Origin of the sequence: Legionella sp. 39-23 (assembly GCF_001897665.1) — a bacterium.
In the GTDB taxonomy this organism is placed as follows: Bacteria; Pseudomonadota; Gammaproteobacteria; order Legionellales; family Legionellaceae; genus Legionella; species Legionella steelei.
Genome location: NZ_MKTO01000004.1, coordinates 251,939 through 276,959, shown reverse-complemented (window position 1 = coordinate 276,959; position 25,021 = coordinate 251,939). Strand labels below are relative to the sequence as shown.

Genomic DNA, 25,021 nt, shown 5'->3' with positions numbered 1-25,021 from the left:
ACCTAACAGGCATGACGTTTTAAAAACGACTTAGTATGGTACTGATGTGGGACTAATAATCAACGCACCCGTAATGTCTCCTGCCAGGAAGCGAAAGGCATTGAGATCGGATGAGACACCGCCAAAGGAAACAGTGAATGGATAATTAACCGTTTCTGTTGTTTGCGTTAATCGCCAAACCGAATTTACTTGCGCATAACTGCGAATGCGGAACGAACTGTCTGGACTTAAAGGAATGATTTTTGCCGCAGTATTACTGCTACCAATACCACTTTGGAACCCAACGACTTGAAATTGATTTTGTTGATTTAGTAGGACATTGAGATAGCCATCTGTAGTACTGCCTTCCTGAATTTGTGTGACCGGAATTAGGAAGTTGGTTTCACCAGGATTACTTGGCGTTGCATCATCAGGGATAAACAATACAGGTAGCCCATTAAGCAATGGCCAGCTATTCAAGTAGGGAGTTTTGGGAAAGCTAATATTCCAATCTGTTCCAGCCTGTGTTGCCGCAATTCCTTGGTATTGAATACTGGAATAACAAGGATTGGCAGGTAGTGGATTATTGTTCGCATCGAGCAAATTGGTACAACTTTCATTACCTACCGCAGCATAGAGCTCATTATAATCATTACTCAACGTCGCCGTATAATTTGTTCCATCAAATGCCAGGTTTGAAAGTATAGCGACTAATGAGCTGATATTATTTTGGTAGAAGGTGTGATAATTACCTACTAAATTAACATACAACTGTGAGAAGAAATTAACCCCATTGATTGCTGTTACTTGAGGATATTGAGTTTCATATTGCGCTAAAATTGATGGGAAATAAACAGTTAATCCAAAAGAATCTGCGCGATCGAAACTATTTTTATAATACAGAACGGCTTGATTTACTGCAGAAACTACAGCTTGTGACGCGGCACTTAAGTTGATATCGGCAGGGAATTGGTTACTGATTCGTTGCGCAAACTCAACAAGATCCACTAAATCAGTGCTACGATTATCCCAAACTGAAGTAGAATAATCCGCCGCTTTAAAACGACTTTTTGCAATTAACTTCCAGTCCGTAGTAGTTGTTGTATAAGGACTAAGCGCAGTAGCAAAATTCGTCATTGCCATATTCAGATTGGACAATTGACTCGCATCTATTAATGACAAAGTAGTTGCCTCTCCCTCATTTTGCTGAGTATATCCATCAATAATAACTCGCCCAATTTCATTTCCACTCGCATTAGGATATGCATTTAGATAAGATAGAAAAGTATCGTATTGCCAGCCTTTTCCTGGCTCCAAGTCTTCTGAACCAATAAAATAATGCATATTGGAGGCAAAACCAGCTGCTGTTTCGGCACTACCCATCAGACACGCATCAAACCCAATGATTTCAAAAAGATTCCCTGTTGTTGCCCTTACATTATTAATGACAGAGGCTAAATTATTGATGGCTATTGCCTGCGGCGGATTATTTTCATCGCCACCAAATCCGCCGTTAGGTCCACCACCATGGTTCCAAAAAATAGTGATGTATCGTTCTGCCGGGTAATTTGCTATGCCCCATTCTAAAAAATCTTGGATTGTATTCGGCGCTGCCATTGGTACACTGCCTAGGTCTGCTAATTCAAACAGAGAACCAGGGTAAACTATTTGTCGTTTTACAGTTAAATAACCAGGAGAGTTTGCTCCTCCCGTTTGCAATACAACATTAATATTTTCAGTTGAGCCCACTTTTTTCATTTGATCTATGTTGAACGTAGCTAACTGATGCTTACTTTGTAAGTCTGCGCCAATAATGTAAACAAAAACGCTATATTTGGCCTTACTTACTTTTAATTTTATTGGGCTAGTTAAAGGACTACGACCACCATAATTGATACTTAAACGACGATTTATATTGCCAGTAGCGTTTTGGATCGTGACGCTAATTTCACAACTACCATTGGGAGGTAAACTATTGCCACATGTTGTAGTTGATTGAGTGACGGATGAGGATTGCGTGTCTCCATCATTGATTATTTGAATACTGCGAATGGGTAAACTACGTCGAACTACATTATTATGAATCACATAGTTTAATGTCTGTTGCTGACCAATCGCAATATTATTAATTGTTGGGACGGAAGTAAATGAAACAGGAAGTTCAGCCCAACTCGCAGTAGAATAAAGTAATAGTAAACTTATAGGACTATAAATTCGCATCATGCACCTTTATATGAAATTAAGTTAAATTAAATAATGGATTCCCACCAACAAGGCATGGGATTCAATAGAGAAAGTCGGTGCACTAAGCGTAACTGCCTCACCGTTTAAAATACCCTCATTACTGGCGGTTATATGTCCGTAATCGGTATAAAGGTAACCTAATGAAAAAGACAGATGCTCCGTATAATGATAGTTAATACCAGTCCCTACATTAGCAACAAAATGCGAGGTATTTTTTTTGGGTAAAGATAAGCCACCGCCCAAGTCTTCTTCATTAGGAAAATCGTGATAGCGTAAGCGTGACCACCCTTCGCCAATTCCTCCTATGAGGTACAATGAAACTTGCTTATAAGTTAGAACATCCAACGACAACTGGGCCAAAAGCCGTGTATTTTCAAAATAAACTTGATACTGGTAATTATCTAGGTTGGTTTGTTCAAATTGATAAACATTCCCATCTGTAATGTTGTCTAGAAATCCACTGTAACGAACCGCCAGTCCAACTGCTAAGGCATTAAACCAAACGGAATCATTAACCAACAAGGGTCGCTTATAATAAACCCCAAAGCCTAGCTCACCAGTAGTATTCGCATGTCCACGACTTAAATTATCTGTTTCAATATCTGTAGGTGAGATAGTTGTCTGAGGAACATGAAACCAGCTAGGCCCACCTTCCAATACTACTTCAATGCCTGCTTGTGTATTACTGATACCTGTGCATGCTAAAAGACATGCTAAAATCGTTTTCTTATGAAATCTATACTTCCTTTCCATGTTCGTCCCTGGAGCTCCGTAAATAAAAAAACAATACTTTATTCCATTTCTTTGAAAATTAATACTTTTTTTATAGTTTCAAGATGTTACATGTCGTTCGGGATGTGCGAATGGTGGATTTTTTACTGAGTCATTTCTATATGAAATGCTGGATGAAACTCAAGTTAAACTAGAGTATAATTCCTGAGCTCAACTACTACATCCTGGTTGTAGTAAATCCATTATGAATCAGGCAGTTTCTTTTGATATAAAAATTAATGTGATAATACCCTAACTATTGAATTTTCTTGATGTGGATGCTAGGGTGCCGGTTGGAAAGTTGTTGGTATATGATAACTATTAAATAAGGGGAATTGTGTGAAATTTACAAATTTATTAACAGTAGGAGCGCTGGCAGCATCTTTAGTATCACCTGCACTTATGGCAGCAGATACCAATACAACTCCTATGTCTGATGCACAAAAAAAGGAAATTGAAAAAGTGGTGCATGATTATTTAGTAGCTAATCCAGAGGTACTTTTGGAAGCGTCACAAGCACTGCAACAAAAACAACAACAAAATATGCAACAGCAAGCACAATCTGCAATTAAAGAAAATACAGATCAATTGTTCCTAGGTAAAACTACCATTGCAGGGAATCCAAAAGGTAATGTGACTATCGTAGAATTCTTTGATTATCAATGTATCCATTGCAAAAAAATGTCACCAATTATTGACAGTTTGATTAAGAAAGACAGTGACTTACGCGTTGTTTATAAAGAGTTCCCAATTTTTGGTAAGAGTTCTGAGTTAGCATCAAGAGCTGCTTTGGCTGCTGGTATGCAAGGTAAATACAAAGAAATGCATAATGCATTGATTTCTATTGATAAACGCTTAAACGATCAAATCGTTATGGCTACTGCCAAGTCTTTAGGTTTAGATATGAAAAAACTAAAGACTGATATGCAAAGCAAAGAAGTTACTGCTATTTTAGATGCAAACCGTGAATTAGCAGAAAAACTACACTTGATGGGTACACCTGCGTTTATTGTTGCTTCAACGCCAAATGGACAATTTAAAGCAGGCACTGAGCCATCATTTATACCTGGTGCTGCGAGTGAAGAGTCACTGCAAGAGTTAATTAAGAAAGCAGCAGGTAATTCGTAAGTCATCATAGTATGTAAAAAAGAACCTGGGTGAAGCGAAGCGGAGCCCAGGTTATGCGTGGTACAAATTTCCCGGGTTCCACTTCGCTTCACCCTGGCTACATTGAGATTTTCATGACAAAACCATCTACTTTTCAGGACATTATTCTCACTTTGCAGCAATATTGGGCTGCTCAAGGATGTGTAATTTTACAACCTTTTGATATGGAAGTTGGTGCGGGTACTTTTCATCCGGCTACTTTCTTAAGGGCAATAGGACCTGAGCCATGGTCGGCTGCTTATGTACAGCCATCTCGAAGACCGACTGATGGTCGTTATGGAGACAACCCTAATCGGGTACAACATTATTATCAATTTCAAGTGGTACTTAAGCCATCTCCTTTAGACATACAAGATAAATATCTGGATTCGTTACGTGCTCTAGGTGTTGATCCTTTGGCTGATGACATTCGTTTTGTTGAGGACAACTGGGAATCACCAACTTTAGGTGCTTGGGGTCTCGGTTGGGAAGTCTGGCAAAACGGTATGGAGGTATCTCAGTTTACTTATTTCCAGCAAGCAGGTGGTTTGGCATGTAAGCCAGTAACTGGTGAGTTGACTTACGGTTTAGAGCGTTTGGCTATGTATATATTGGGAGTCGATAATTTATTCGATCTTCCCTGGAGTAATACAGCAAATGGTGTAATCACTTATGGGAATGTGTTTCATCAAAATGAAGTAGAGATGTCTGCTTATAATTTCGAACATGCTAATGTCGAGGAATTATTTAAGCAGTTTGATTATTATGAGGCTGAGGCACAAAAATTAATTGCGTTACAATTACCATTACCAGCTTATGAAATGGTAATCAAAGCATCGCATTCATTTAATTTACTTGATGCACGTAAAGCGATCTCCGTGACTGAAAGACAGCGATATATTTTACGCGTACGACATTTATCAAGAGCAGTAGCGCAAGCATATTATCAAGTGCGCGAAGCTTTAGGCTTCCCTATGCTTAACCAAAAGGTGTGTGATGGTCAATGATTTTATTTTTGAATTAGGTTGTGAAGAGTTACCTTCTGGTTCGGTTTGGCCTTTAGCTGATGAGTTTGCGAATCAATTATTAGCTGCATTAGATAAAGCACAATTAGGGTATGGAGCTGTAAAGCGTTTTGCATCACCGAGACGTATCGCGGTCGCTATTTTTGATTTGCAAGCAGAACAAAAAAGCCAAAGCGTGACACGCCGAGGTCCTGCATTCGCTGCAGCATATGACAAGGAAGGCAAGCCTACTCCGGCGTTACTTGGCTTTGCGAAATCATGTGGTGTGGACGTAGAGAAACTTTCACGAATCGAAACAGACAAAGGCGATTGGATTGTCTATGAAACACTAAGCCAGGGTAATAAAACAAAAGATTTATTACCTGCATTAATTAGCCAATCTCTAGCTGCGTTGCCGATTGCTAAGCCCATGCGTTGGGGAGCAGGGGACGAGGAGTTTGCTCGACCTGTTCATTGGGCGGTGATGCTTTACGGTGATATCGTAATTGAGCATTCTATTTTGGGAATCAACAGTGCTCGCAACAGTAGAGGGCACCGTTTTCACCATCCACAATCTATTGTAATTAATTCGGCACAAAGCTATGAGTCACAAATGAGAGAAGCCTTTGTTATTGCTGATTTTGCCATCAGAAAACAAATGATTAAACAACAGGTAGAAGACTTGGCTGCGTCCATTCAAGCGACAGCAATTATGCCTGTAGATTTGCTTGACGAAGTTACTTCAATTGTTGAATGGCCTCAGGCTTTAATGGCGAATTTTGAAAAAGAGTTCCTTGAGGTTCCAGCCGAATCATTAATTGCTTCGATGCAATCACATCAAAAATGCTTTGCACTGAAGGATAAGCAAGGGAAGTTACTGCCCCATTTTATCACCGTTTCTAATATTGCCAGTTCTAATCCCAAGCAAGTTATTTTAGGAAATGAAAAAGTGATGCGTGCTCGTTTAAGTGATGCTGCATTCTTTTTTAGACAGGATAAAAAGCTGCCTTTAAGTCAGCATATTGCAGGCACAGAACAAGTAGTTTTCCAAGCAAAATTGGGAAGCTTACAGGATAAAGCATTACGAGTTGAAGCGTTGATGACGTATTTAAGTCCAGCGCTGCATTTAAATATAAACCAGGCTCAACGTGCCGCACAGTTAAGCAAGTGCGATTTGTTGACAGGAATGGTTGGTGAGTTTCCTGAGTTGCAGGGGTTAATGGGATATTATTACGCACTGAACGATGGGGAAGAACCAACTGTTGCACATGCTTTAAATGAGCAATACATGCCACGTTTTGCTGCAGATGATCTGCCTGAATCTGATTTAGGGCTGGCCTTATCTTTAGCCGACAGAATTGATACTTTGGTTGGTATTTTTGCCATAGGCCAAAAACCTTCTGGGGTAAAAGATCCATTTAAATTGCGTCGTCATGCTTTGGCTGTAGTGCGTCTATTGATTGCAACGCCAGCTCAGCTCAATTTAAGTACATTGATTGAGCAAGCAATTGTTCACTATGGAGCACGAATATCTGTTGAACCCCATTTACTGGATGAATTGAAAACTTTTATTCTGGAGCGTTTACAATCTTATTATCAAGGCCAAGGCTTAAGTGTCGATTTGGTTCATGCCGTACGAGCACGTCAAGATGACTGGTTGTATGATTTAGACAAGCGTTTGGCTGCCTTACAGTTATTTGTTAAACTGCCGGAAGCCTCTTCGCTTTCTGCTGCGTGCAAACGGGTGAACAATTTACTTTCTCAAGCAGGAAGACACTCTTTGTCGTCGGTAAATGAACAACTTCTTGAAGAAGGCCCGGAGAAGTTTTTATATGTCCACATCAATCAAATTGCGCAAGCAGTAGAACCTCTATACCGTTCTGCTGACTATGGAGCGTTGCTGAAATTACTTGCTAGTCTTAAGGAACCAGTAGATCTTTTCTTTGATAAAGTCATGGTAATGGTTGAGGATCAAACAATAAAAGCCAACCGCTTAGCTCTTCTGGCGTCTTTACAGGATTTATTGCAAGGAGTTGCTGATATTTCATTGTTACAGATTGGATAATGGATTTTTTGTAGCCTGGGTGTAGCGTAGCGGAACCCGTTTCTGGATTAAAAATAAAATTTCCTAATCCTGGGTTCCGCTTCGCTGCACCCAGGCTACAAAACTAATTCAGGCTGTAACTTACTGTCATTCCTGTACAGGCGGGAATCCATTATAAATCTTGTTGGCTATCAATATGATCACTATTTCAGCTGTGGGCTACGAACATGAAGGTTTACACGATAAGGCAAAAGCTCTTGCAGAAGAATTGAATTTTGCTTTAGATAAAGATGCAGGTCTTTGCCTCTTTGTTGCTGAAGAAAGACTGTCCTTGAAAATACCTGGTTTTTCTCCCATCTTTGCTGAATTTGGTGCCGCTTTTTGGAGTAAAAGAAAATCTGAAGGAAAAAAGCAAGGGTTAGTACGTGCCTGTAAACCGTCTGCTGGGCTTAAGATTATTGATGCAACTGCTGGTTGGGGGCGTGATTCTGCTGTTTTGGCCAGTTTTGGCGCTGAGGTATTGATGCTTGAACGCCATCCAGTGATGGCATCCCTATTATTAGATGCTTTATTACATAGAAGTGAGTTAGACCAACAACAATTGAATTTGCAGTTTCATGCGGAAGATGCCTATTCTTATTTAAATTCATTAGATGCAGCAAACTATCCCGACGTTATTTATATTGATCCTATGCATCCTGAGCGCAATAAATCGGCGTTAGTAAAAAAGGAAATGCAAGCGTTACAACAAATAATTGGCCCAGATGACGATGCACTAAGGTTAATTCAATTGGCGATAAATCGTACGAAACAAAAAGTGGTTGTAAAATGGCCGCAAAAAACAAAACCTTTATTGCCTGCAAACGCCACTGTAGAAGGTAAAACGGTTCACTTTGATATTTATGTTCCAAATCTAGGATAGATTAACTAACGTAGCCTGGGTGCAACGCAGCGGAACCCGGGATTAAGGGATTCATTCACTAGAAAGCCCGGATTTTACTGCGCTGCACCCAGGCTACGACTGGCCAAAACCTACAATTTTAAGCGTAGTCCTCAAGCTCTTCTCGTAGACGTTTTTCTTCAAACAAATCTTCTATTTTTCGTCTTCTTTCTAATTTGGTCGAAGGATTTGTTTCTGGAGCCAAGACTGTATCGACGCCAAACTCTTCCATTTCGTTTACATCTTCATCAAATTCGCGAGTATTCATAGCTATCTCCTTAGCCTAACCCGTGGCGAATTTAATAAAATAACAGAAATTAGGTTGAAGGAGTAGTGGAATTTTTTGAGCACTGCTTAGAGGGGCTATAAAAAAAAAAGCAAATAGCTGGTTTGAATTTTAAGAAAAATAAAAACCAGACTGGTATTTTAATTAAGTCTAAGAGAGACTATTTTTTACTTGAGTATCATAGGTGTCTTCTTGGGCTCTATCAACTGCTGCTTGTCCTGCTTTAGTCCTTATTGCATCCCTAGTGTCATTTATTTGTTTACGATAGTCCTGAGCAAGTTCAGGCGAAGGTTTTTTTGCAGGTTCCTCCACTATTGCTTTAAGTTTTTCACGACGTTTTGCAGCATCCTCATGAAGTATTCTCAGCTCATTAGGGGTGAAGAGCGTTGCTGGATCAATCTCTTTACCTGCTCCATCTTTTAGAACAATGCCTTTAAGTGGTTTTTCTTTTCCTTCTTGTCCTGCAAGTGGGGCTGGATCAAAACCACATTCAAGAGCTGCTTCATAGGCTTGTCTGGCTCTTTGTTTTTGAGTTGCAGGATCATCAAAATTAATGGTCATTGTGATTGAGTCAAATCCTGATGCTCTCACTGCCTGAGCCATCGTTAGCATCTCTGTCTTGGGATTTTGCTTATTACTAAAATAGTAAAATGGGGAAAGTATTCGCGCACTCAGTTGAACAGTCCAAACACCTGGTTCGCCATCTTTACCCTTACTGTGCTGTATCTTGGCTCCAGTCGCAGAAACGATAAAATTCAAGTCTTCTGGATTTACAGCAGATATCTGATTTTCGCCAACATTTATCTCCGCACCTGTAAGCTGGTCACCCGGAGCCAGGCCTCTTTTTTTACGATTTTCTTCTCTTGCCCGCTCCAGTTCATCGATCATTTCTTGTTTTTGTCTCGAACTGAGTTGCCCTGCCCAGCCTTCTAGTTGGGCTGTGAAGATGAGGCGTTTTCGTTCAAGTGCGGAAGCCTTATCGAGTATCGTTACGTTTTCTTGAGCAGATTTATTAAATTCTGCAAGTTGGTCTTTATGGTTTTTTTCTAAATCGGCGATTAAATTATTTTTTATTGCAGCGAGATCAGTATTACCTGAAAGAGTTCCAATTTTCTGTGCTAAATCATCAGCCTTAGCTTTTAATGCTTCTAGTTCCGTTTTTTGTTGTGCTAGTAAGGCATCTCTAGCTCTCTTATTAATTACCTCATGCATTCCTCGCAGTGACTCTATGGAGACGTCAGGAACTTCCTTAATTCGTTGTTGGAAGGCTTCTATTGATTCTTTATAAGTTTTTTGGGCAGCAGTATAAAATGCTTGGGGAGTTAATATTCCTTTAAGCTCATCTTTGATTGCTTTTTTATTCGGATCGGGAGTATCCTCTTTGAGTAACTTCTCTAGAGTGTCCTCTTTATTTGAGCCAATTGGCGTTTTAAAACCCGCATGATCTTTAATGCGCTTCTCGGCATGAGTATCAAATGCTTGAGCTCCAAACTTAAGGTCTTGAGTTAACCCAACTGAGTCACGATATTGTTGATACATCGCTTCTTGTTTTTCAGGCTTAAATTGGCCTGTTAATTTTTGAGAAGTGAGTAAATTAAAAAACGCTTGTCTAAATGAAGGCATAGATAAGTACCTCAGGAGCCATCTTTTCTAAAAGTATAACACTTTTTCATTAAGATAGAATTAAAAGCCCTAAATAGCCAGGAATTGTCAATGATTTTATTCCATTATGAGCTTTGCGACCTGGATTAGAATTGTAGCCTGGGTGAAGGTGTAAGCCGTAACCCGGGATCCGCTGCGCTTCACCCAGGCTACAAAAAACACAATCTTAAGATTTTACCAAGCAGGGATAGCTGAATCGCCAAATAAAGTTTTAGCTTTTTCTTTAACTTCTTCAGAGTTTAATGCCTTAACAAAAAGTTCCAGTTGTGCTTTTTTAGGGGAATCACTACGAATAACAATAATGTTAGCATAGGGTGAGGTCTTATCTTCAGTAAATATAGCATCATGTGCAGGACTTAAACCTGCTGGCAAAGCAAAAGTTGTATTGATTATTGCGGCATCCACGTCAGGCAAAACTCTTGGTAGTTGTGCTGCATCCATTTCTTTGAATTGTAGATCATGTGGATTGGTCGCAATATCTTTTAAGCCAGTCGTACCCTGATCCGTTTTTAATGTAATAAGTTGTGCTTTTTCTAATAATTGCAGGGCACGCATTTCATTGCTGGGATCATTCGGTAGGGCAATGACTGCTTTTTCAGGTAATTGCTTTAATGAGGTATGTTTTTTGGAGTAAATTCCCATAGGATAAACAAATGTTCTGCCTATAGGCTCTAGAGTGTAGCCATGTGCCTTAACTGCTGCGTTAAGATAGGGTAAATGTTGGTAGACATTCGCATCTAAACTCCCATCCTGTAATGCTTCATTAGGTAAGTTATAGTCATTAAACGTTACAATTTTTATGTCTAAATCGTATTTGTCCTTGGCTATTTTTTTTGCTGTCTCAACCAATTCAGTTTCTGGCCCAGCAATGGTTCCTATGACTAAAGTATTGGGTGAGGGTTTGTTGCATGCAACAAGACTCAATAATAAAACACAATAAGCTAAAATCCGCATGAAAACTCCAAATCAGTTATGTAAAAAACGTTTTGATAAATAATCGCCGAGCATTTGGGTCAGTTGAACCATCACAATCAAAATGATTACCGTTGAAATCATAATTCCAGCATCAAAACGTTGATAACCATAGTTAATTGCTAAAGTACCCAAACCACCAGCACCAACGGTTCCTGCCATAGCAGAATAATTGACTAAAGTAATGGCTGTAACCGTAATAGCATGGATTAAAGCAGGTTTTGCTTCGGGTAATAAAATATGCAAAATAATTTGTCTCGTGTTAGCCCCCATCGCATAACCAGTTTCGATGAGGCCTGACGGTAAACTACGATAGACATTATCTACCAATCGCGCAAAAAAGGGTGTAGCACCTAGAGTAAGCGGTACTATAGCGGCATTCATTCCTATGGAAGTGCCTACTATAAGGCGGGTAAACGGAATAATTGCTACCAATAAAATAATGAATGGTATGGAGCGTGCCATATTAATAAAAGCGGATAATGTTTTGTACACTTTAGGCTTAGGTTTAATTTGGCTTGAAGAATAAAGCCAAGTTCCTAAAGGTAAACCGAGTATCACTGCAAATACAGTACTCGTGACGACCATATACAATGTTTCGCTTGTCGCGAGTAATAAATCATATGCCATCGGGAAGGACATAACCTAAAACCTCCACAGTTAATTTGGCTTGTTCACAACGCTCAATGAATGCCTCGAGCAAAAATTGATGTGCGGTTAATTCAACCACTAATACACCGCAGGTTACTGTATCATAACGGTCTATATTGGCGAGTAAGATGTTAATATCCAGATTTAATTCACGGCTTGTTTGACTGATAAAAGGTACGGTTGCCTCTTCGCCCTGGAAAAACAGGCGGAGTAACGGCTTATCCGTCACGTAGTTTGCAAGCCTGTTAGTAAGGCATTCAGGTAATTGGGGACTCAGTTGAGCATAGAGCATGCTGCGAGCCAAGCTGTCTTTTTTATTAAATACATTAGCTAAGGCAGCTGTTTCAGCCAATTCGCCATCAACCATTACTGCCAATCGGTTACAAATACGCTTCACTACATCCATTTCATGAGTAATAAGGACTATGGTGATTCCATAAAGCGCATTAATTCTTTTGAGTAATGCCAAAATAGAATCTGTTGTTCCCGGATCCAATGCAGAAGTTGCCTCATCGCAAAGCAGAATTTTAGGTGAGCAGCTTAAGGCACGAGCTATCGCTACTCTTTGTTTCTGGCCACCACTGAGTTGTGCGGGATAGGCTAGTTTTTTATCAGTCAGTTCGACTATTGGCAGTAGCTCTTCAATTTTATTACGAATAGATTGCTCATCTATTCCTTGAATTCGCATCGGAAGTGCAATGTTGTCGTATACATTTTTTGAGTTGAGTAAGTTGAATTGTTGAAAAATCATTGCCATTTTATGACGAGCTAAAGCCAAATCTTTTCTTGAAAGAGTTGTTAAATCTTGTCCATCAACCAAAACATCACCTTTATCAGGTCGTTCTAGAAGATTTATGCATCTTAATAGGGTGGACTTTCCTGCGCCACTTTTACCAATAATTCCAAAAATTTCACCTTCTTGGATAAATAAATTAATATCACGCAGGACGGGTTTGCCCGAAAAGGATTTAGATAATCCAGTTAATTCAATCATTATTTATAAGCCTGAGATTATGCGTGCGGGCAGAAGACTTAGAGGAAATGCAATTCATATCCGCTTTAGCCGTATTTTCAAAAAAGAAAGCTTTTTTGAGCGTCCGCAAGCTGAATTTCAAATCGACGCCATTGCAATATTATACACAAATTGTTTACTTAAACAAAGCATAACCATGCTAATTTTGATGGTATTTTGTGAGGAAACATGCAATTTTCTATCAATGGTGGGGCCAAATGATTTTTGTTTTTCCTGAAAGTCACATTGAAATGTTGTTTATGAATTTATTGCATTGTAATATGTTTGTCTTTAATAAACATTTACTTACTGCACCATTATGAGCATTGAGTCATTCGCTATATTTTAGTTGGATTTTTTAGTGGATGCACAATACGATGAAGCAGTGATAGAGAAATACAAGGATGTCTGATGCTTTTTGATAAATCCGGATATAGAGGATTAGCCCTCATACTTTTTTCCTCCATGAGCGCCACTGCTTCTTTTGCAGATGGTCAGCCAGCAAAAAATTTCTTTTTTGATTACACTAAAGGCCATTTGCTTCTTGAGTTTGGCGGTTTTTATGCGACTCAAGGAAAAGCTCAAGATATTCAAATAGAATCCTTAATTGGAAATCGATATACGGTTAAAAGTCGTAGCCAAGGGAATGGTCTTGTCGGAGTGGGGTACTTTTTGGATGGACCAGAACGAGATCGGTTTAAATTTTCTTATGGCGCAAATGTGTTTTTCTTTGGTAGAACCTCTGTTAAGGGCTACATTATTGAAGAACACTTAGATACGAATCTTTCTTATACCTATAAAACACGAAATATTCCGCTCATGTTTATGGCAAAAAGTATTGTGCAAACTCCGAGTGATAAAATAAATCTAGCCATTGATGTTGGTATTGGTCCAAATTTTATTGAAGCGAGCCATTATAATGAAATACCACTTACGACATTTACCGTTCCTGATCATGGCTTTTCTGATCATAATACTACGGCATTCGCAGCTACAGTTGGCGCAGGTCTTCGATTTAATAATGTAGCGAATAAAATTCCTCTTGAATGCGGTTATCGCTTTTTTTATTTGGGACAAGGGCAATTTGCAAAAAATAATGATCTCATTATTAATACCCTTAAAACTGGTAATAACTATGCTAACGCCATTCTTTGTGCCGTTACACTTTAATTAAGGAATTTCGGTATGATAAAACAGATGCTCCTTATTGGGATAACGCTATTGTTCTCCTCAGTGCAAGTAGCTTTTACCAAAAGCAATGACTTTCTTCCTGGAGCAGGGCCGCATTTTATTGCTACAATTCCGCTTGCTTCATCAACGCTATCAGTTACAACGACAACCCCAAAAAAAACTTATCCTACGGCTGGAGTAAAAATTCTTACCCCAGGGTATAGTATTGTGGGTAAATCACCAGCTCTTAATGGATTTGTCCTATTTTCCGTGAGTAATACCACGCCTGTACACCTCACTGTAGATGGCCCAAGAGGCTCAATAAATATCAGGCTATGCCTGAATGCTACCGGTAATACGTATTCTTGTGAGGAATATACTGTATCTGTATTAGGTTCTGTTTTCTAACCAACTGCGTCTTGGTAGATATGGTTGGTGAAATCTCTTTAGCTTTCGGAATTGCTCCTGAGGGAATTTTTAGTGCTATCTGAGTAGCATTTTACCAAAATTCCCTCGTTCCCCTAGATAACAGCAACTGCTTCGCTAATCGGTGCTAACAAAATACCAGAGCTATTTTATTTCTGTAACTCGTCACGGTTTTTAAAATGATCCAATGCTTCAGGGTTAGCCAGGGACTGTAAATTATTTACTGGTAAACCATGAACAACTTGCCGAACAGCAATTTCGACTATTTTGCCACTGATCGTGCGCGGAATATCTGCAACTTGTAAAATTTTTGCTGGCATGTGTCTTGGTGAGGCATTCTCACGAATCGTCAGACGTATTTTGTTGATTAATTCTTCTGTGAGTTCCATGTTATTACGTAATTTAACAAACAAAACAATACGCACGTCGTCTTGCCAGTCTTGGCCAATGACAATACTATCAACTACTTCATCAATTTTTTCTACTTGCCGGTATATCTCTGCAGTACCGATACGTACTCCTCCAGGATTTAAAACAGCGTCTGATCGCCCATAAATGATTAATCCATGATGTGCTGTAATTTCTGCAAAATCACCATGCGCCCATACTCCGCTGAAACGCTCGAAATAAGCACGTTGATACGCTATTCGTTCAGGGTCATTCCAAAAACCAACAGGCATAGACGGGAAGGGAGCAGTACAAACTAACTCCCCACGTTCTTTATGCACAGAATGCCCTTGCTCATCAAATACATCAACAGCCATACCAAGACCGAGGCATTGCAATTCGCCCCTATAGATAGGAAGTATTGGATTCCCTAAGGCAAAACAAGAAATAATATCTGTTCCTCCAGAGATAGAGCTAAGCTGCACATCTGCTTTAATTTGCTCATAAACGTAATCATAATTTTTAGGTAAAAGCGGTGAGCCGGTGGAAAGTATGCAGCGTAAATGTGATAAGTCAAACTCATCTTTGGGTTTAACACCCGCTTTTTCTATGGAAGAGATGAACTTAGCACTGGTTCCAAAAACAGTAACGTGTTCTTCTTCAATTATTTTGAATAAACGATTGCTCTCAGGATAGGTAGGAGAGCCTTCATATAAAGTGAGCGTAACGCCTAAAGCTAATGCAGAAACCGTCCAATTCCACATCATCCAACCGCAGGTGGTATAGAAACATAAGTTGTCCTTATCGCATAGATCGGTATGTAATCCTAATTCTTTAAGATGTTGCAGTAGCGTTCCACCGGCCCCATGAACAATACATTTGGGTTTGCCTGTTGTTCCTGATGAGAACATAATGTAAACGGGGTGTTCAAAAGACAATGAAACAAAGTCACAATGTGTTGCTGGTTGAAGAAAATCACTCCAATATTGTGCTTTAGGTAGCGCAGAAATATCTACAAGCTCATTGATATTAGGGCAAATGACGATTTTTTGGAGTGAGCTAATGGCGTCATTAAGTTGTTTGATTTTTTCGGCACCACTGTGTTTCTTACCTTGATACTGGTGCCCATCACAAATAAATAAGACTTTAGGATCAATTTGCCCCAGTCTATCGATTGCGGCTTGTGCGCCAAAATCAGGAGAGCAAGAAGACCAGATTGCCCCTAAAGAGGTCGTAGCAAGCATGGCAATAATTGTAGTTGCGGTATTTGGCATTAGAGCAGCTACTCTGTCTCCTGTAGTTACGCCAATTGATTTTAGACCTGCGGCGCATTGTGCAACTAATGCATATAATTGTTCATAGCTAATTACTTCTTTGGTATTGTCTTCATTAAGACTAATTAAAGCTGGATGCTTATCTTTACGTGATAAAAGTTTTTCAGCAAAGTTAAATTGAGCTCCAGCGAACCAGCGTGCATTTATCATTTCATTATTATGGCTTAGAATTTGATAAGGCTCGGTATCAAATTGTATATGAAAGAAATCACAAAGTGTGGGCCAAAATGAGTCAGGATGTTTGATGGACCAGGTATGTAAGTCTTGGTAGCTTGCAAAAATTTGGCTGTTCTTTTTTGCAGCGAATTCCATAAATTGCCACATTCTGCTTTCTTTAGGATGTTTGGGCTTCCATACTTTTTCACTCATGTTTCATTCTCTCTTATATATTGAAACGACTGCATACTAGATTTTTGCATTTCCTTTTAGCCAGATTCTATGAAAATGGATGAATCTGAGAAAAATAGGGTACCTTTAGGTAATATATGTTCTAAGCACAGGGGTTTGCTAACATAGCATTTGCAACTTTGGATTGATTTTTACGCCCTAAAATCTTACAGATGATGTCGCCCGCAGTTACAATTTTAAATATATCCACACCGGTGTTTATTCCTAAGCCATGCATTAAATATAGAACGTCTTCAGTGGCTACATTGCCACTTGCTCCACGCGCATAAGGACAGCCTCCTAGCCCAGCAACTGAACTGTCAAAACGATGTACTCCATGTTGTAGTGAAGTATAAATATTCGCTATGGCTTGACCATAAGTATCATGAAAATGCATTGCTAATTGATTTAGTGGTAATAACTTAAGTATTTGTTCGAGTAATAAGTGAGTTTGATGTGGAGTGCCAACGCCTATTGTATCCCCTAATGAGATTTCATCTACATTCAAGTCCAAAAGTTTTTGAGTCACTTCTACAACCTTCTCTGGTGCTACACGTCCCTCATAAGGACAACCAAGGACGCAGGAAATATATCCTCGTACCTTAATGTTTCTTTCTTTTGCTAAAGCAAGGACTGGCTTAAAACGTGAGATACTTTCATCAATTGAACAATTAATATTCCGTTGATTAAATTGTTCACTGGCAGCGGTAAATACTGCAATTTCTTTCACACCGGCTTCTAATGCTTTGAGCATGCCTTGCTCATTAGGAACTAGGGCGGAATAGTGTACGGATGAGGCTTTATCTATAGCACGAAATACTTCATGATGATCTGCCAGTTGTGGAATTGCTTTTGCAGAGACGAAACTAGTTACTTCAATATGTTGTAGACCAGATTCACTTAGCAAATTGATTAGTTCAATCTTGTGCTTGCTGGACACAAAAGAAGACTCATTTTGTAAGCCATCACGTGGGCCTACCTCTATAATGGTTACGTTTTGTGGATAGTCCATAGTTATCTCTTTTAATATTCCCAAGGTAGGTCATACTGATTGGGGAACGACAATAAACTAACCTCAGTTATAGGCCGTTTCCCTACAGATCTAAAAATGACCGGTACCTCTATTTAAGAATCTTCTTCACTTAATGACAGCAATTCCTCTCCTTCATTCACCTGGGCACCTACCTTATAGAATATATCTTGTAAAATGCCATCAGCAGGGGCATGAATGGTATGTTCCATTTTCATTGCTTCGAGTACGATTAAACGTTCACCCGCTTTAACTCGTTCACCAATATTTTTTAAAATGGCCACCACAGTAGCTGGCATTGGCGCTGTAAGCTGTCCTTTATGTGCTGCGGTTTGTGTACCCAGTGTTCCCCAGTTGAACCGTTCAATAGTAATTTGCCATTGACTTGTATACAAGGCTAGAGATTGATTTTTATTTTCAATGGTTACGTGATAATTTTGTCCATTGATTTCGATGCGAAGTTGATTGTTGGTTAAATGACCATGAATCAAATAGTCTTGGGTTTTTAATCGTACTTTAAATTGATTTTTATTAATTGGCGTTATAAATACCTCGACCATGTCGTCTTGATCTTTATAGCGCCATATCCAATGACTTAAGATTTGAGATTGCCAAGCGAATGCTTCTTGCAATAATGGGTCCTGGATTGTATTGGTATTGTTTAAATAATCAAAACTCGCGGCCATGAGTAAAGCCATTTCTTTATCAGCTGTAGGTAGTTTAATTTCTTCCTGACTTAAAAAATCAGTACTCAAATCAGCTTTTCTGAATTTAGAATGGCGACAAATTGTTTGTAAAAAGGGGATGTTAGTTTTTACTCCACCAATATAATAATGGGATAACGCTTGTTCTAATCGATGTAGTGCTTCATCACGAGTGGCTCCCCATACAATCAGCTTGGCGATCATCGGATCATAGTACATGGTAATTTGTGAGGATACTTGGACCCCGGTATCAATACGTACGCCATCACCGCAAGGTTCTTGCAAAAAATGGATTTGCCCTATTGATGGAATAAAATCATGATGTGGGTCTTCAGCATAGATACGACATTCTATGGCATGACCATGTGCTTTAATCTTCTCTTGCGGCAAGGGGAGGGGTTCATTGGCGGCAATTTTCAATTGCCAAGCGACTAAATCAAGCCCGGTAACCATTTCAGTTACTGGATGTTCTACCTGTAACCGTGTATTCATTTCCATAAAATAGAACTGTTCAGAATTATCAACTAAAAATTCAACAGTGCCTGCACCGCTGTATTTTATAGAGCGCGCTACTTCGCATGCTGCCTCAGCAAGTTTTTGCCGTAGTGACGTTGATAAATTAGGTGCAGGTGCCTCTTCAATAATTTTCTGGTGTCTGCGTTGAATGGAACAATCTCGTTCAAATATATGAACTACATTCCCATGATTGTCTGCCATAATTTGTAATTCAACGTGACGTGGATGCAGAACTAGTTTTTCAATAATTACTGTATCATCAGCAAAGCTTGCCATCGATTCGCGTTTTGCTCCAGCTAAGGCGGCGTTAAACTCTTCTTCTTGATGAACTGCGCGCATTCCTTTACCGCCACCACCATTGGCTGCCTTAATTAAGACAGGAAATCCTATTTTTTTAGCTTCGGCGAGCAATACATCTTCTGCCTGCTCTCTGCCATGATAGCCTGGTGTTAAAGGAACCTTCGTTTTTTCAAGCAATTGTTTGGCCAATTGCTTGGAAGCCATTGCTTCCATAGCCTCTACGGAAGGGCCAATAAAAACGATACCTGCTTCTTTACATGCTTGCGCAAACTCAGGATTTTCAGACAAGAAACCATAACCTGGATGAATCGCTTGTGCTCCACTTGCCTTAGCTATATGGATAATATTAGCAATGTTCAGATAGCTTTCTTTAGCAGGTGCATCACCAACTAAATATGCACTGTCTGCGCTGCGTACATGCAGACTGTCTTTATCAACCGAGGAATAAATCGCTACGGTGTGTATTCCCATGGAACGAGCCGTTTTGATGATTCTGCATGCAATTTCACCACGGTTGGCAATAAGAATTTTATTAAACATTAGTGCCTCATTAATTTTTACTTTTATAATTACTTACACATTATTCACTGCGGTTTAAGTTCCTTGCAATTTAGTAGTCTGGGTACAGTGTAACGGAACCTGGGAATGTAGCATTACTATTCTCCAGTTTCGCTATGCTGCACCCCAGACTACTAATCAAAGTCTCTAGTTCCAGTTTGGTGTTTCTTTTTTTAAAAATGCATTTAGTCCTTGTTGCCCTTCTGCTGACACTCTTTTTTGAGCAATCAATGAAGCCGTGTAATAAACGAGTTCTTCATTTATTTTTTTATCTGCTACATAGCGTGCTAACCACTTTGATGCTCGGACTGCTTCAGGTGCATTGTTACTGATTTGCGTCGCATAATTGAGCGTGAAATCCCATAAATTTTCTTCAGGAACGCAGTGTTGCACTAAATTTAATGACAATGCTTTAACTGCATCAAAAACTTCTGCACTTATAAATAAAGCCTTCGCATTGCGTTCACCTATGGCTTGAACAATATAAGGGCTAATGACTGCAGGTATCAGACCCAATTTAACTTCCGAAAAACAAAAGCGTGCTGATTGTGACGCTATAGTAATATCACATGCTGCGGCAAGACCAGCTCCCCCTCCAAAAGCGGAGCCATGTACCATCGCAACCGTAGGTTTAGAGCTCATATTTAAAGTGTACATTAGATTACCAAGTACCATGGCATCTTTTTGATTTTCTTCTTCATTATAATGAGCCATGTTTTGCATCCAGGCTAAATCAGCACCTGCAGAAAAATGTTTACCGTTTGCTTTTAGCACTATAACGCGGACATTAGAGTCAGCAATCGCCACATCAAGCTGATGTTGCATTTCACTTAAAAGCAGATTATCAAAAGCATTATGTTTATTCACGCGATTGAGTGTGAGTAAAGCCAAATGTTCATGAATTTCGTACAACAAATCGCTCACGAGGTGCTCCTTACATGCGAAATACGCCAAAACGTGTTGGCCCAATAGGGGCATTTAATGCGGCTGATAGGCCCAGGCCTAATACTTTACGTGTATCCTGTGGGGCGATAACGCCATCATCCCATAAGCGAGCACTGGCATAATAAGGGTGTCCTTGAGTCTCATATTGAGAACGTAATTGGTCTTTAAAACGTTCTTCTTCTTCCATAGGCCAATTGCTTCCTTGCTTTGCTAATTTGTCTCGGTTTACTTGTGCCAAAACATTAGCAGCCTGTTCGCCGCCCATTACGGAAATACGTGAGTTGGGCCAGGTCCATAAAAAATTAGGGCTATAGGCACGTCCACACATGGCATAGTTTCCTGCGCCAAAACTACCGCCAACAATGACGGTAAATTTAGGAACATTGGCATTGGCGACCGCAGTTACCATTTTAGCGCCATGTTTGGCAATGCCGGAGGCTTCGTATTTTGAGCCAACCATAAAGCCAGTGATATTTTGTAGAAATATTAATGGGATTTTACGCTGGCAGCAAAGTTCTATAAAGTGGGTTCCTTTAAGGGCGCTTTCACCAAAAAGAATACCGTTATTCGCGATAATTCCTACAGGATAACCGTATAAGTGGGCAAAGCCACAAACTAATGTGGTACCAAATAGCGTTTTAAATTCATCAAATTCTGAGCCATCAACAATACGCGCAATGATTTCGCGAATATCAAAGGGCTTTCTGGGATCAGTCGGTACGATACCATTAAGTTCTTTACTGTCATAAAGGGGTTCAACTGTTTCTATCCGCTTTAATTGCTGCGGTTTTTTGCGGTTTAGATTGCTAATGGTAGTTCGTGCTAGATGAAGTGCATGGGCATCGTGTTCCGCATAATGATCGGCCACACCTGATTGCCTACAATGAACTTCTGCACCACCCAACTCTTCAGCACTAATAACCTCACCTGTTGCTGCTTTGACAAGAGGTGGTCCGCCAAGAAAAATTGTGGCTTGGTTTTTGACCATAATTGATTCATCAGCCATGGCTGGTACATAAGCACCACCAGCAGTACAAGAACCCATCACGACTGCAATTTGTGGGATGTTTTGTGCAGACATTTGCACTTGATTAAAAAAAACCCGTCCGAAATGATCGCGATCAGGAAAAACTTCATCTTGAAGCGGTAAAAAAGCGCCTCCTGAATCGACTAAATAAATGCAGGGTAAATGATTTGTCAGTGCGATTTCTTGTGCTCTTAAATGTTTTTTGACGGTTATTGGATAGTAAGTTCCGCCTTTTACTGTAGCGTCATTGACTACAATCATGCATTCAGTACCTGCGACCCATCCAATTCCTGTGATAATTCCAGCAGCAGGAACAACATCATCATAAACTTGGTAGGCAGCAAGTTGGGAAAGTTCAAGAAAGGGACTCCCAGGATCAAGTAATTGCTGTAATCGTTCCCTTGGTAGTAATTTACCATGTTTTAAATGTCGGGCTCGAGCTTTCTCATCGCCACCTAAAGCAATATGCTGAATTCGATTTTGTAATTCATCTACCAACGTCTGCATGGCAGTTTGATTTGCTTTGAATTCTTGACTGCTTGTATTGATTTGACTGACTAATTTTGTCATGCAGGATTCCTTATCGTACTAAAATGTCACTTAAAACGATGATTGTCCAAATAATCCAGGTAGCCGCAATAAAGTGTGGCATCTCACCACCTTTTATGAGTCTATAAATAAGTGCTGGAATGGCAGTAATAACTACTGGTAATACGACAAGGACAAGAATTTTGCGAACCACAAGTCCCCAACCAGTTTGACTGAATATGGGCGTTAATTTCAAATTAACGTAAGTAAAAAACATATCAACATAGACAATAAGGAGATGAGCGTATTTCGCAAAGAGCACTACTAAAATACTGAGTAACAGGTAGATAAGACTGTGTCGTAGCATGAACATCCTTTTTATATATAAAATCCCCGGTCTTTTTGTGGAGCGGGGATACATTTGTTTTTAAATTAACTCAATTGCCATAGCTGTTGCTTCGCCACCACCAATACATAATGCAGCGATACCACGTTTTTTTCCTTGATGTTTCAAGGCATGTATTAGAGTAACTAAAATACGAGCACCAGATGCACCGATAGGGTGACCTAAGGCACAAGCTCCGCCGTGAATATTAACTTGTTCTGGATTTAATTCAAGCTGTGTCATTGCTGCCATTGTAACTACAGCAAATGCTTCATTAATTTCATAGAGGTCAACATCATTTTGTTTCCAGGACGCTTTATTCATCACTTTGCGAATGGCATCTACCGGTGCTGTAGTAAACCACTCAGGTGCTTGAGAATGGCTAGCATGAGCTACAATACGAGCAATAGGTCTAATGCCACGTTTTTCTGCTTGGCCTGCACTCATTAAAATGAGACTTGCTGCACCATCAGAAATGGAACTTGAATTGGCTGCCGTAACGGTTCCATCTGCTTTAAAAGCAGGTTTTAGCTGAGCAATTTTTGCCAGTTTTGCAGCATCAGGACCTTCATCTACTGATACGGTCATGTCACCTTTGCGTGTGTTGATCGTTACTGGTGCAATTTCTTCTTTAAACGCACCACTCTCTATTGCTTGCAATGCCTTGGTCATGGAGCGAATCGCGAACTCATCTTGCTGATCTCTGCTAAAATTAAAATGACTTGCAGTAGCTTCTGCAAAAACGCCCATTAATTTCCCTTTGTCGTAAGCATCTTCTAATCCGTCAAGGAACATGTGATCTTTTAATTCGCCATGCCCAAGTCGATATCCTGAACGTGCTTTACTCAATAAATAAGGCGCATTACTCATGCTTTCTATACCGCCAGCAAGGATAATATTTGCAGTGCCTGCTCGAATTAAGTCGTGAGCCAGCATCACCGCCTTCATTCCTGAACCGCACATTTTATTTACTGTGGTCGCTCCTGAAGAATTAGGTAATCCTGCTTTAATTGCTGCCTGGCGCGCAGGGGCTTGACCAATGCCAGCTGATAAAACGCAACCTGTAATTACTTCATCGATTTCTGCTGGACTAATGCCTGATTGAGATAATGCAGCTATGTGTGCAATTGCTCCTAGCTCTGGGGCTGTAAGAGAAGATAAATTTCCTAACATGCCCCCCATAGGAGTTCTTCTTGCTGCAACGATTACTATATCATTCTGTTCCATTTTCATTTTTCCTTATGCTGTTTCTTTAAAAAGTTCTCGTCCAATAAGCATTCTTCTAATTTCAGAAGTACCGGCCCCTATTTCATAGAGTTTTGCATCACGTAGTAAACGTCCTGTAGGATATTCATTGATATATCCATTACCGCCAAGGATTTGAATGGCTTGTAATGCCATTTGTGTTGCTCGTTCAGCTGTATACAAAATAACACTTGCAGCATCTTTACGACTGACTATACCTTGATCACAAGCTCGGGCAATAGCATATAAGTAGGCTCTTGAAGCACCTAGATCCGTATACATATCTGCTAATTTGCCTTGGATGAATTGAAATTCGCCAATGGCTTGTTCAAATTGCTTGCGCTCATGCACATAAGGTAAAACAACATCCATACAGGCTTGCATAATTCCTACAGGACCTGCAGCCAAAATGGTCCGTTCATAATCAAGACCACTCATTAATACTTTAACACCTCGATTTACTTCACCCAAAACTTGCTCTGCAGAGACTTCACATTGTTCAAACACCAATTCACAGGTATTTGAGCCACGCATCCCTAGTTTGTCGAGTTTTTGAGCTGTTTTGAAGCCAGGCATTCCTTTTTCAATTAGGAACGCAGTGATTCCTTTACTCGCAGCCTGTTTGTCCGTTTTTGCATAAACTACTAACACATCGGCATCAGGTCCATTGGTGATCCACATTTTTGTACCGTTGAGAATATATTTGTTGCCTTCTGGACGAGCATGTAATTGCATACTGACTACATCGGAGCCCGAGTTGGATTCACTCATAGCCAGAGCACCAACATATTCTCCACTAATAAGTTTAGGCAGATATTTTTGTTTTTGCGAATGATTACCATTTAAGTGGATCTGGTTAACGCATAAATTGGAATGAGCGCCGTAGCTTAGGCCGATTGAGGCAGATGCTCGCGAGATTTCCTCCATTGCAATGGCATGAGCAAGATATCCCATATTGGCACCGCCATATTCTTCACTGACAGTAATTCCTAATAATCCCATGTCGCCTAATTTTCGCCATAAATGATTGGGGAAGGTATTGCTTTCGTCAATTTGGGCAGCGAGTGGGGCAATTTCAGCACGAGCAAATTGATGAACACTGTCGCGCAACATGTCGTAAGTTTCACCGAGTCGATAGTTCGGTCCTGTGTACATAGCTGACTTCCTGTTGTTATAACCATTCATCTGATGCACGAGTTTTTTGTGAACGCTCCAATTCAGCGTCTCTTGATAAATGAATAGTCAGTTGATTTTTATAAATGTGTTAAACTATACCCAATCAAGTTGAAGATGCAAATAGAATTTCTCAGATCTTTTTTCTTATTAAACAAGTTGAGGAAATGATTCGGTATTTGCCAGAATTGTTTT

At 39.8% G+C, this 25,021-nt stretch carries 21 protein-coding genes; 6 read left to right on the top strand and 15 right to left on the bottom strand.

The genetic code is table 11. The annotated features are described in order from the left end of the window. Positions 1 to 30 precede the first annotated feature (30 nt). A complete protein-coding gene (locus BGO44_RS02355; RefSeq protein ID WP_273201132.1) occupies positions 31 to 2,202 on the bottom strand; it encodes a clostripain-related cysteine peptidase in 2,172 nt (723 codons plus the stop codon). Between the two features lie 21 nt (positions 2,203 to 2,223). Next, positions 2,224 to 2,976, bottom strand: coding sequence for an outer membrane protein (locus BGO44_RS02350; RefSeq protein WP_273201134.1), 753 nt, complete (start codon positions 2,974 to 2,976; stop codon positions 2,224 to 2,226). A 357-nt stretch (positions 2,977 to 3,333) separates the two neighbouring features. On the opposite strand from BGO44_RS02350, the gene BGO44_RS02345 reads away from it, so the two are divergent. From BGO44_RS02345 to BGO44_RS02330, 4 genes are all read left to right on the top strand, one after another. After that, on the top strand, positions 3,334 to 4,122 hold the full coding sequence (locus BGO44_RS02345; protein ID WP_058512280.1) for a DsbA family protein: 789 nt from the start codon (positions 3,334 to 3,336) through the stop codon (positions 4,120 to 4,122). Between the two features lie 113 nt (positions 4,123 to 4,235). Then, entirely contained in the window at positions 4,236 to 5,147 is a 912-nt protein-coding gene (gene glyQ, locus BGO44_RS02340; protein WP_058512281.1) for a glycine--tRNA ligase subunit alpha, read from the top strand. Continuing rightward, complete coding sequence (gene glyS / locus BGO44_RS02335; protein ID WP_058512282.1) at positions 5,137 to 7,209, top strand: glycine--tRNA ligase subunit beta; 2,073 nt, start codon at positions 5,137 to 5,139, stop codon at positions 7,207 to 7,209. Before glyQ ends, glyS begins: the two co-directional genes overlap by 11 nt. Positions 7,210 to 7,384: 175 nt before the next feature. After that, entirely contained in the window at positions 7,385 to 8,110 is a 726-nt protein-coding gene (locus BGO44_RS02330) for a class I SAM-dependent methyltransferase (protein ID WP_273199014.1), read from the top strand. Positions 8,111 to 8,228: 118 nt separating this feature from the next. Here the strand turns inward: BGO44_RS02330 and BGO44_RS02325 are convergent, their stop codons facing one another. From BGO44_RS02325 to BGO44_RS02305, 5 genes are all read right to left on the bottom strand, one after another. After that, positions 8,229 to 8,396, bottom strand: a complete 168-nt coding sequence (locus BGO44_RS02325) for a PA3496 family putative envelope integrity protein (RefSeq protein ID WP_193393442.1) — start codon at positions 8,394 to 8,396, stop codon at positions 8,229 to 8,231. Between the two features lie 168 nt (positions 8,397 to 8,564). After that, positions 8,565 to 10,037, bottom strand: a complete 1,473-nt coding sequence (locus BGO44_RS02320; RefSeq protein WP_273199017.1) for a hypothetical protein — start codon at positions 10,035 to 10,037, stop codon at positions 8,565 to 8,567. 213 nt (positions 10,038 to 10,250) lie between these two features. After that, the gene (locus tag BGO44_RS02315) at positions 10,251 to 11,030 is read right to left on the bottom strand and encodes a MetQ/NlpA family ABC transporter substrate-binding protein (RefSeq protein WP_273199021.1); all 780 of its coding nucleotides are present in this window, start codon (positions 11,028 to 11,030) and stop codon (positions 10,251 to 10,253) included. A gap of 12 nt (positions 11,031 to 11,042) precedes the next feature. Next, positions 11,043 to 11,690 carry a methionine ABC transporter permease gene (locus tag BGO44_RS02310; RefSeq protein WP_273199024.1) on the bottom strand — a complete coding sequence of 216 codons (648 nt, stop codon included), beginning with the start codon at positions 11,688 to 11,690 and terminating at the stop codon, positions 11,043 to 11,045. Continuing rightward, complete coding sequence (locus tag BGO44_RS02305) at positions 11,668 to 12,693, bottom strand: methionine ABC transporter ATP-binding protein (RefSeq protein ID WP_273199026.1); 1,026 nt, start codon at positions 12,691 to 12,693, stop codon at positions 11,668 to 11,670. The genes BGO44_RS02310 and BGO44_RS02305 overlap by 23 nt, the downstream gene beginning before the upstream one ends. 429 nt (positions 12,694 to 13,122) lie before the next feature. Between BGO44_RS02305 and BGO44_RS02300 the strand changes: the two genes are divergently transcribed. After that, positions 13,123 to 13,881 (top strand): hypothetical protein, encoded by a 759-nt coding sequence (locus BGO44_RS02300; protein ID WP_273199028.1) that lies wholly within the window; start codon positions 13,123 to 13,125, stop codon positions 13,879 to 13,881. Between the two features lie 15 nt (positions 13,882 to 13,896). Beyond that, complete coding sequence (locus tag BGO44_RS02295; RefSeq protein ID WP_058512289.1) at positions 13,897 to 14,289, top strand: hypothetical protein; 393 nt, start codon at positions 13,897 to 13,899, stop codon at positions 14,287 to 14,289. 167 nt (positions 14,290 to 14,456) lie between these two features. Here BGO44_RS02295 and BGO44_RS02290 read toward each other — a convergent pair whose 3' ends face one another. The 8 genes from BGO44_RS02290 to BGO44_RS02255 form a co-directional block, all read right to left on the bottom strand. Further along, complete coding sequence (locus BGO44_RS02290; protein ID WP_273199030.1) at positions 14,457 to 16,397, bottom strand: acetoacetate--CoA ligase; 1,941 nt, start codon at positions 16,395 to 16,397, stop codon at positions 14,457 to 14,459. 121 nt (positions 16,398 to 16,518) lie between these two features. Then, positions 16,519 to 17,427 carry a hydroxymethylglutaryl-CoA lyase gene (locus BGO44_RS02285; RefSeq protein WP_058512291.1) on the bottom strand — a complete coding sequence of 303 codons (909 nt, stop codon included), beginning with the start codon at positions 17,425 to 17,427 and terminating at the stop codon, positions 16,519 to 16,521. A 113-nt stretch (positions 17,428 to 17,540) separates the two neighbouring features. Further along, positions 17,541 to 19,505, bottom strand: coding sequence for an acetyl/propionyl/methylcrotonyl-CoA carboxylase subunit alpha (locus BGO44_RS02280; RefSeq protein ID WP_273199033.1), 1,965 nt, complete (start codon positions 19,503 to 19,505; stop codon positions 17,541 to 17,543). Between the two features lie 165 nt (positions 19,506 to 19,670). Next, entirely contained in the window at positions 19,671 to 20,447 is a 777-nt protein-coding gene (locus BGO44_RS02275; RefSeq protein WP_273199036.1) for an enoyl-CoA hydratase-related protein, read from the bottom strand. A 10-nt stretch (positions 20,448 to 20,457) separates the two neighbouring features. After that, positions 20,458 to 22,065, bottom strand: coding sequence for a carboxyl transferase domain-containing protein (locus tag BGO44_RS02270; RefSeq protein WP_058512294.1), 1,608 nt, complete (start codon positions 22,063 to 22,065; stop codon positions 20,458 to 20,460). 10 nt (positions 22,066 to 22,075) lie between these two features. Further along, complete coding sequence (locus BGO44_RS02265) at positions 22,076 to 22,390, bottom strand: hypothetical protein (RefSeq protein ID WP_058512295.1); 315 nt, start codon at positions 22,388 to 22,390, stop codon at positions 22,076 to 22,078. A gap of 60 nt (positions 22,391 to 22,450) precedes the next feature. Beyond that, entirely contained in the window at positions 22,451 to 23,635 is a 1,185-nt protein-coding gene (locus BGO44_RS02260) for an acetyl-CoA C-acyltransferase (RefSeq protein ID WP_058512296.1), read from the bottom strand. A 12-nt stretch (positions 23,636 to 23,647) separates the two neighbouring features. Continuing rightward, positions 23,648 to 24,808, bottom strand: a complete 1,161-nt coding sequence (locus BGO44_RS02255; protein WP_058512297.1) for an isovaleryl-CoA dehydrogenase — start codon at positions 24,806 to 24,808, stop codon at positions 23,648 to 23,650. Positions 24,809 to 25,021 lie beyond the last annotated feature (213 nt).

What these genes read in the sequence shown, in the direction of transcription:
- BGO44_RS02355 (WP_273201132.1), bottom strand. Translation starts at nt 2,202, where the DNA reads ATGATGCGAATTTATAGTCCTATAAGTTTACTATTACTTTATTCTACT.
- BGO44_RS02350 (WP_273201134.1), bottom strand. Translation starts at nt 2,976, where the DNA reads ATGGAAAGGAAGTATAGATTTCATAAGAAAACGATTTTAGCATGTCTT.
- glyQ (WP_058512281.1), top strand. Translation starts at nt 4,236, where the DNA reads ATGACAAAACCATCTACTTTTCAGGACATTATTCTCACTTTGCAGCAA.
- glyS (WP_058512282.1), top strand. Translation starts at nt 5,137, where the DNA reads ATGGTCAATGATTTTATTTTTGAATTAGGTTGTGAAGAGTTACCTTCT.
- BGO44_RS02330 (WP_273199014.1), top strand. Translation starts at nt 7,385, where the DNA reads ATGATCACTATTTCAGCTGTGGGCTACGAACATGAAGGTTTACACGAT.
- BGO44_RS02325 (WP_193393442.1), bottom strand. Translation starts at nt 8,396, where the DNA reads ATGAATACTCGCGAATTTGATGAAGATGTAAACGAAATGGAAGAGTTT.
- BGO44_RS02320 (WP_273199017.1), bottom strand. Translation starts at nt 10,037, where the DNA reads ATGCCTTCATTTAGACAAGCGTTTTTTAATTTACTCACTTCTCAAAAA.
- BGO44_RS02315 (WP_273199021.1), bottom strand. Translation starts at nt 11,030, where the DNA reads ATGCGGATTTTAGCTTATTGTGTTTTATTATTGAGTCTTGTTGCATGC.
- BGO44_RS02310 (WP_273199024.1), bottom strand. Translation starts at nt 11,690, where the DNA reads ATGTCCTTCCCGATGGCATATGATTTATTACTCGCGACAAGCGAAACA.
- BGO44_RS02305 (WP_273199026.1), bottom strand. Translation starts at nt 12,693, where the DNA reads ATGATTGAATTAACTGGATTATCTAAATCCTTTTCGGGCAAACCCGTC.
- BGO44_RS02300 (WP_273199028.1), top strand. Translation starts at nt 13,123, where the DNA reads ATGCTTTTTGATAAATCCGGATATAGAGGATTAGCCCTCATACTTTTT.
- BGO44_RS02295 (WP_058512289.1), top strand. Translation starts at nt 13,897, where the DNA reads ATGATAAAACAGATGCTCCTTATTGGGATAACGCTATTGTTCTCCTCA.
- BGO44_RS02290 (WP_273199030.1), bottom strand. Translation starts at nt 16,397, where the DNA reads ATGAGTGAAAAAGTATGGAAGCCCAAACATCCTAAAGAAAGCAGAATG.
- BGO44_RS02285 (WP_058512291.1), bottom strand. Translation starts at nt 17,427, where the DNA reads ATGGACTATCCACAAAACGTAACCATTATAGAGGTAGGCCCACGTGAT.
- BGO44_RS02280 (WP_273199033.1), bottom strand. Translation starts at nt 19,505, where the DNA reads ATGTTTAATAAAATTCTTATTGCCAACCGTGGTGAAATTGCATGCAGA.
- BGO44_RS02270 (WP_058512294.1), bottom strand. Translation starts at nt 22,065, where the DNA reads ATGACAAAATTAGTCAGTCAAATCAATACAAGCAGTCAAGAATTCAAA.
- BGO44_RS02265 (WP_058512295.1), bottom strand. Translation starts at nt 22,390, where the DNA reads ATGCTACGACACAGTCTTATCTACCTGTTACTCAGTATTTTAGTAGTG.
- BGO44_RS02260 (WP_058512296.1), bottom strand. Translation starts at nt 23,635, where the DNA reads ATGGAACAGAATGATATAGTAATCGTTGCAGCAAGAAGAACTCCTATG.
- BGO44_RS02255 (WP_058512297.1), bottom strand. Translation starts at nt 24,808, where the DNA reads ATGTACACAGGACCGAACTATCGACTCGGTGAAACTTACGACATGTTG.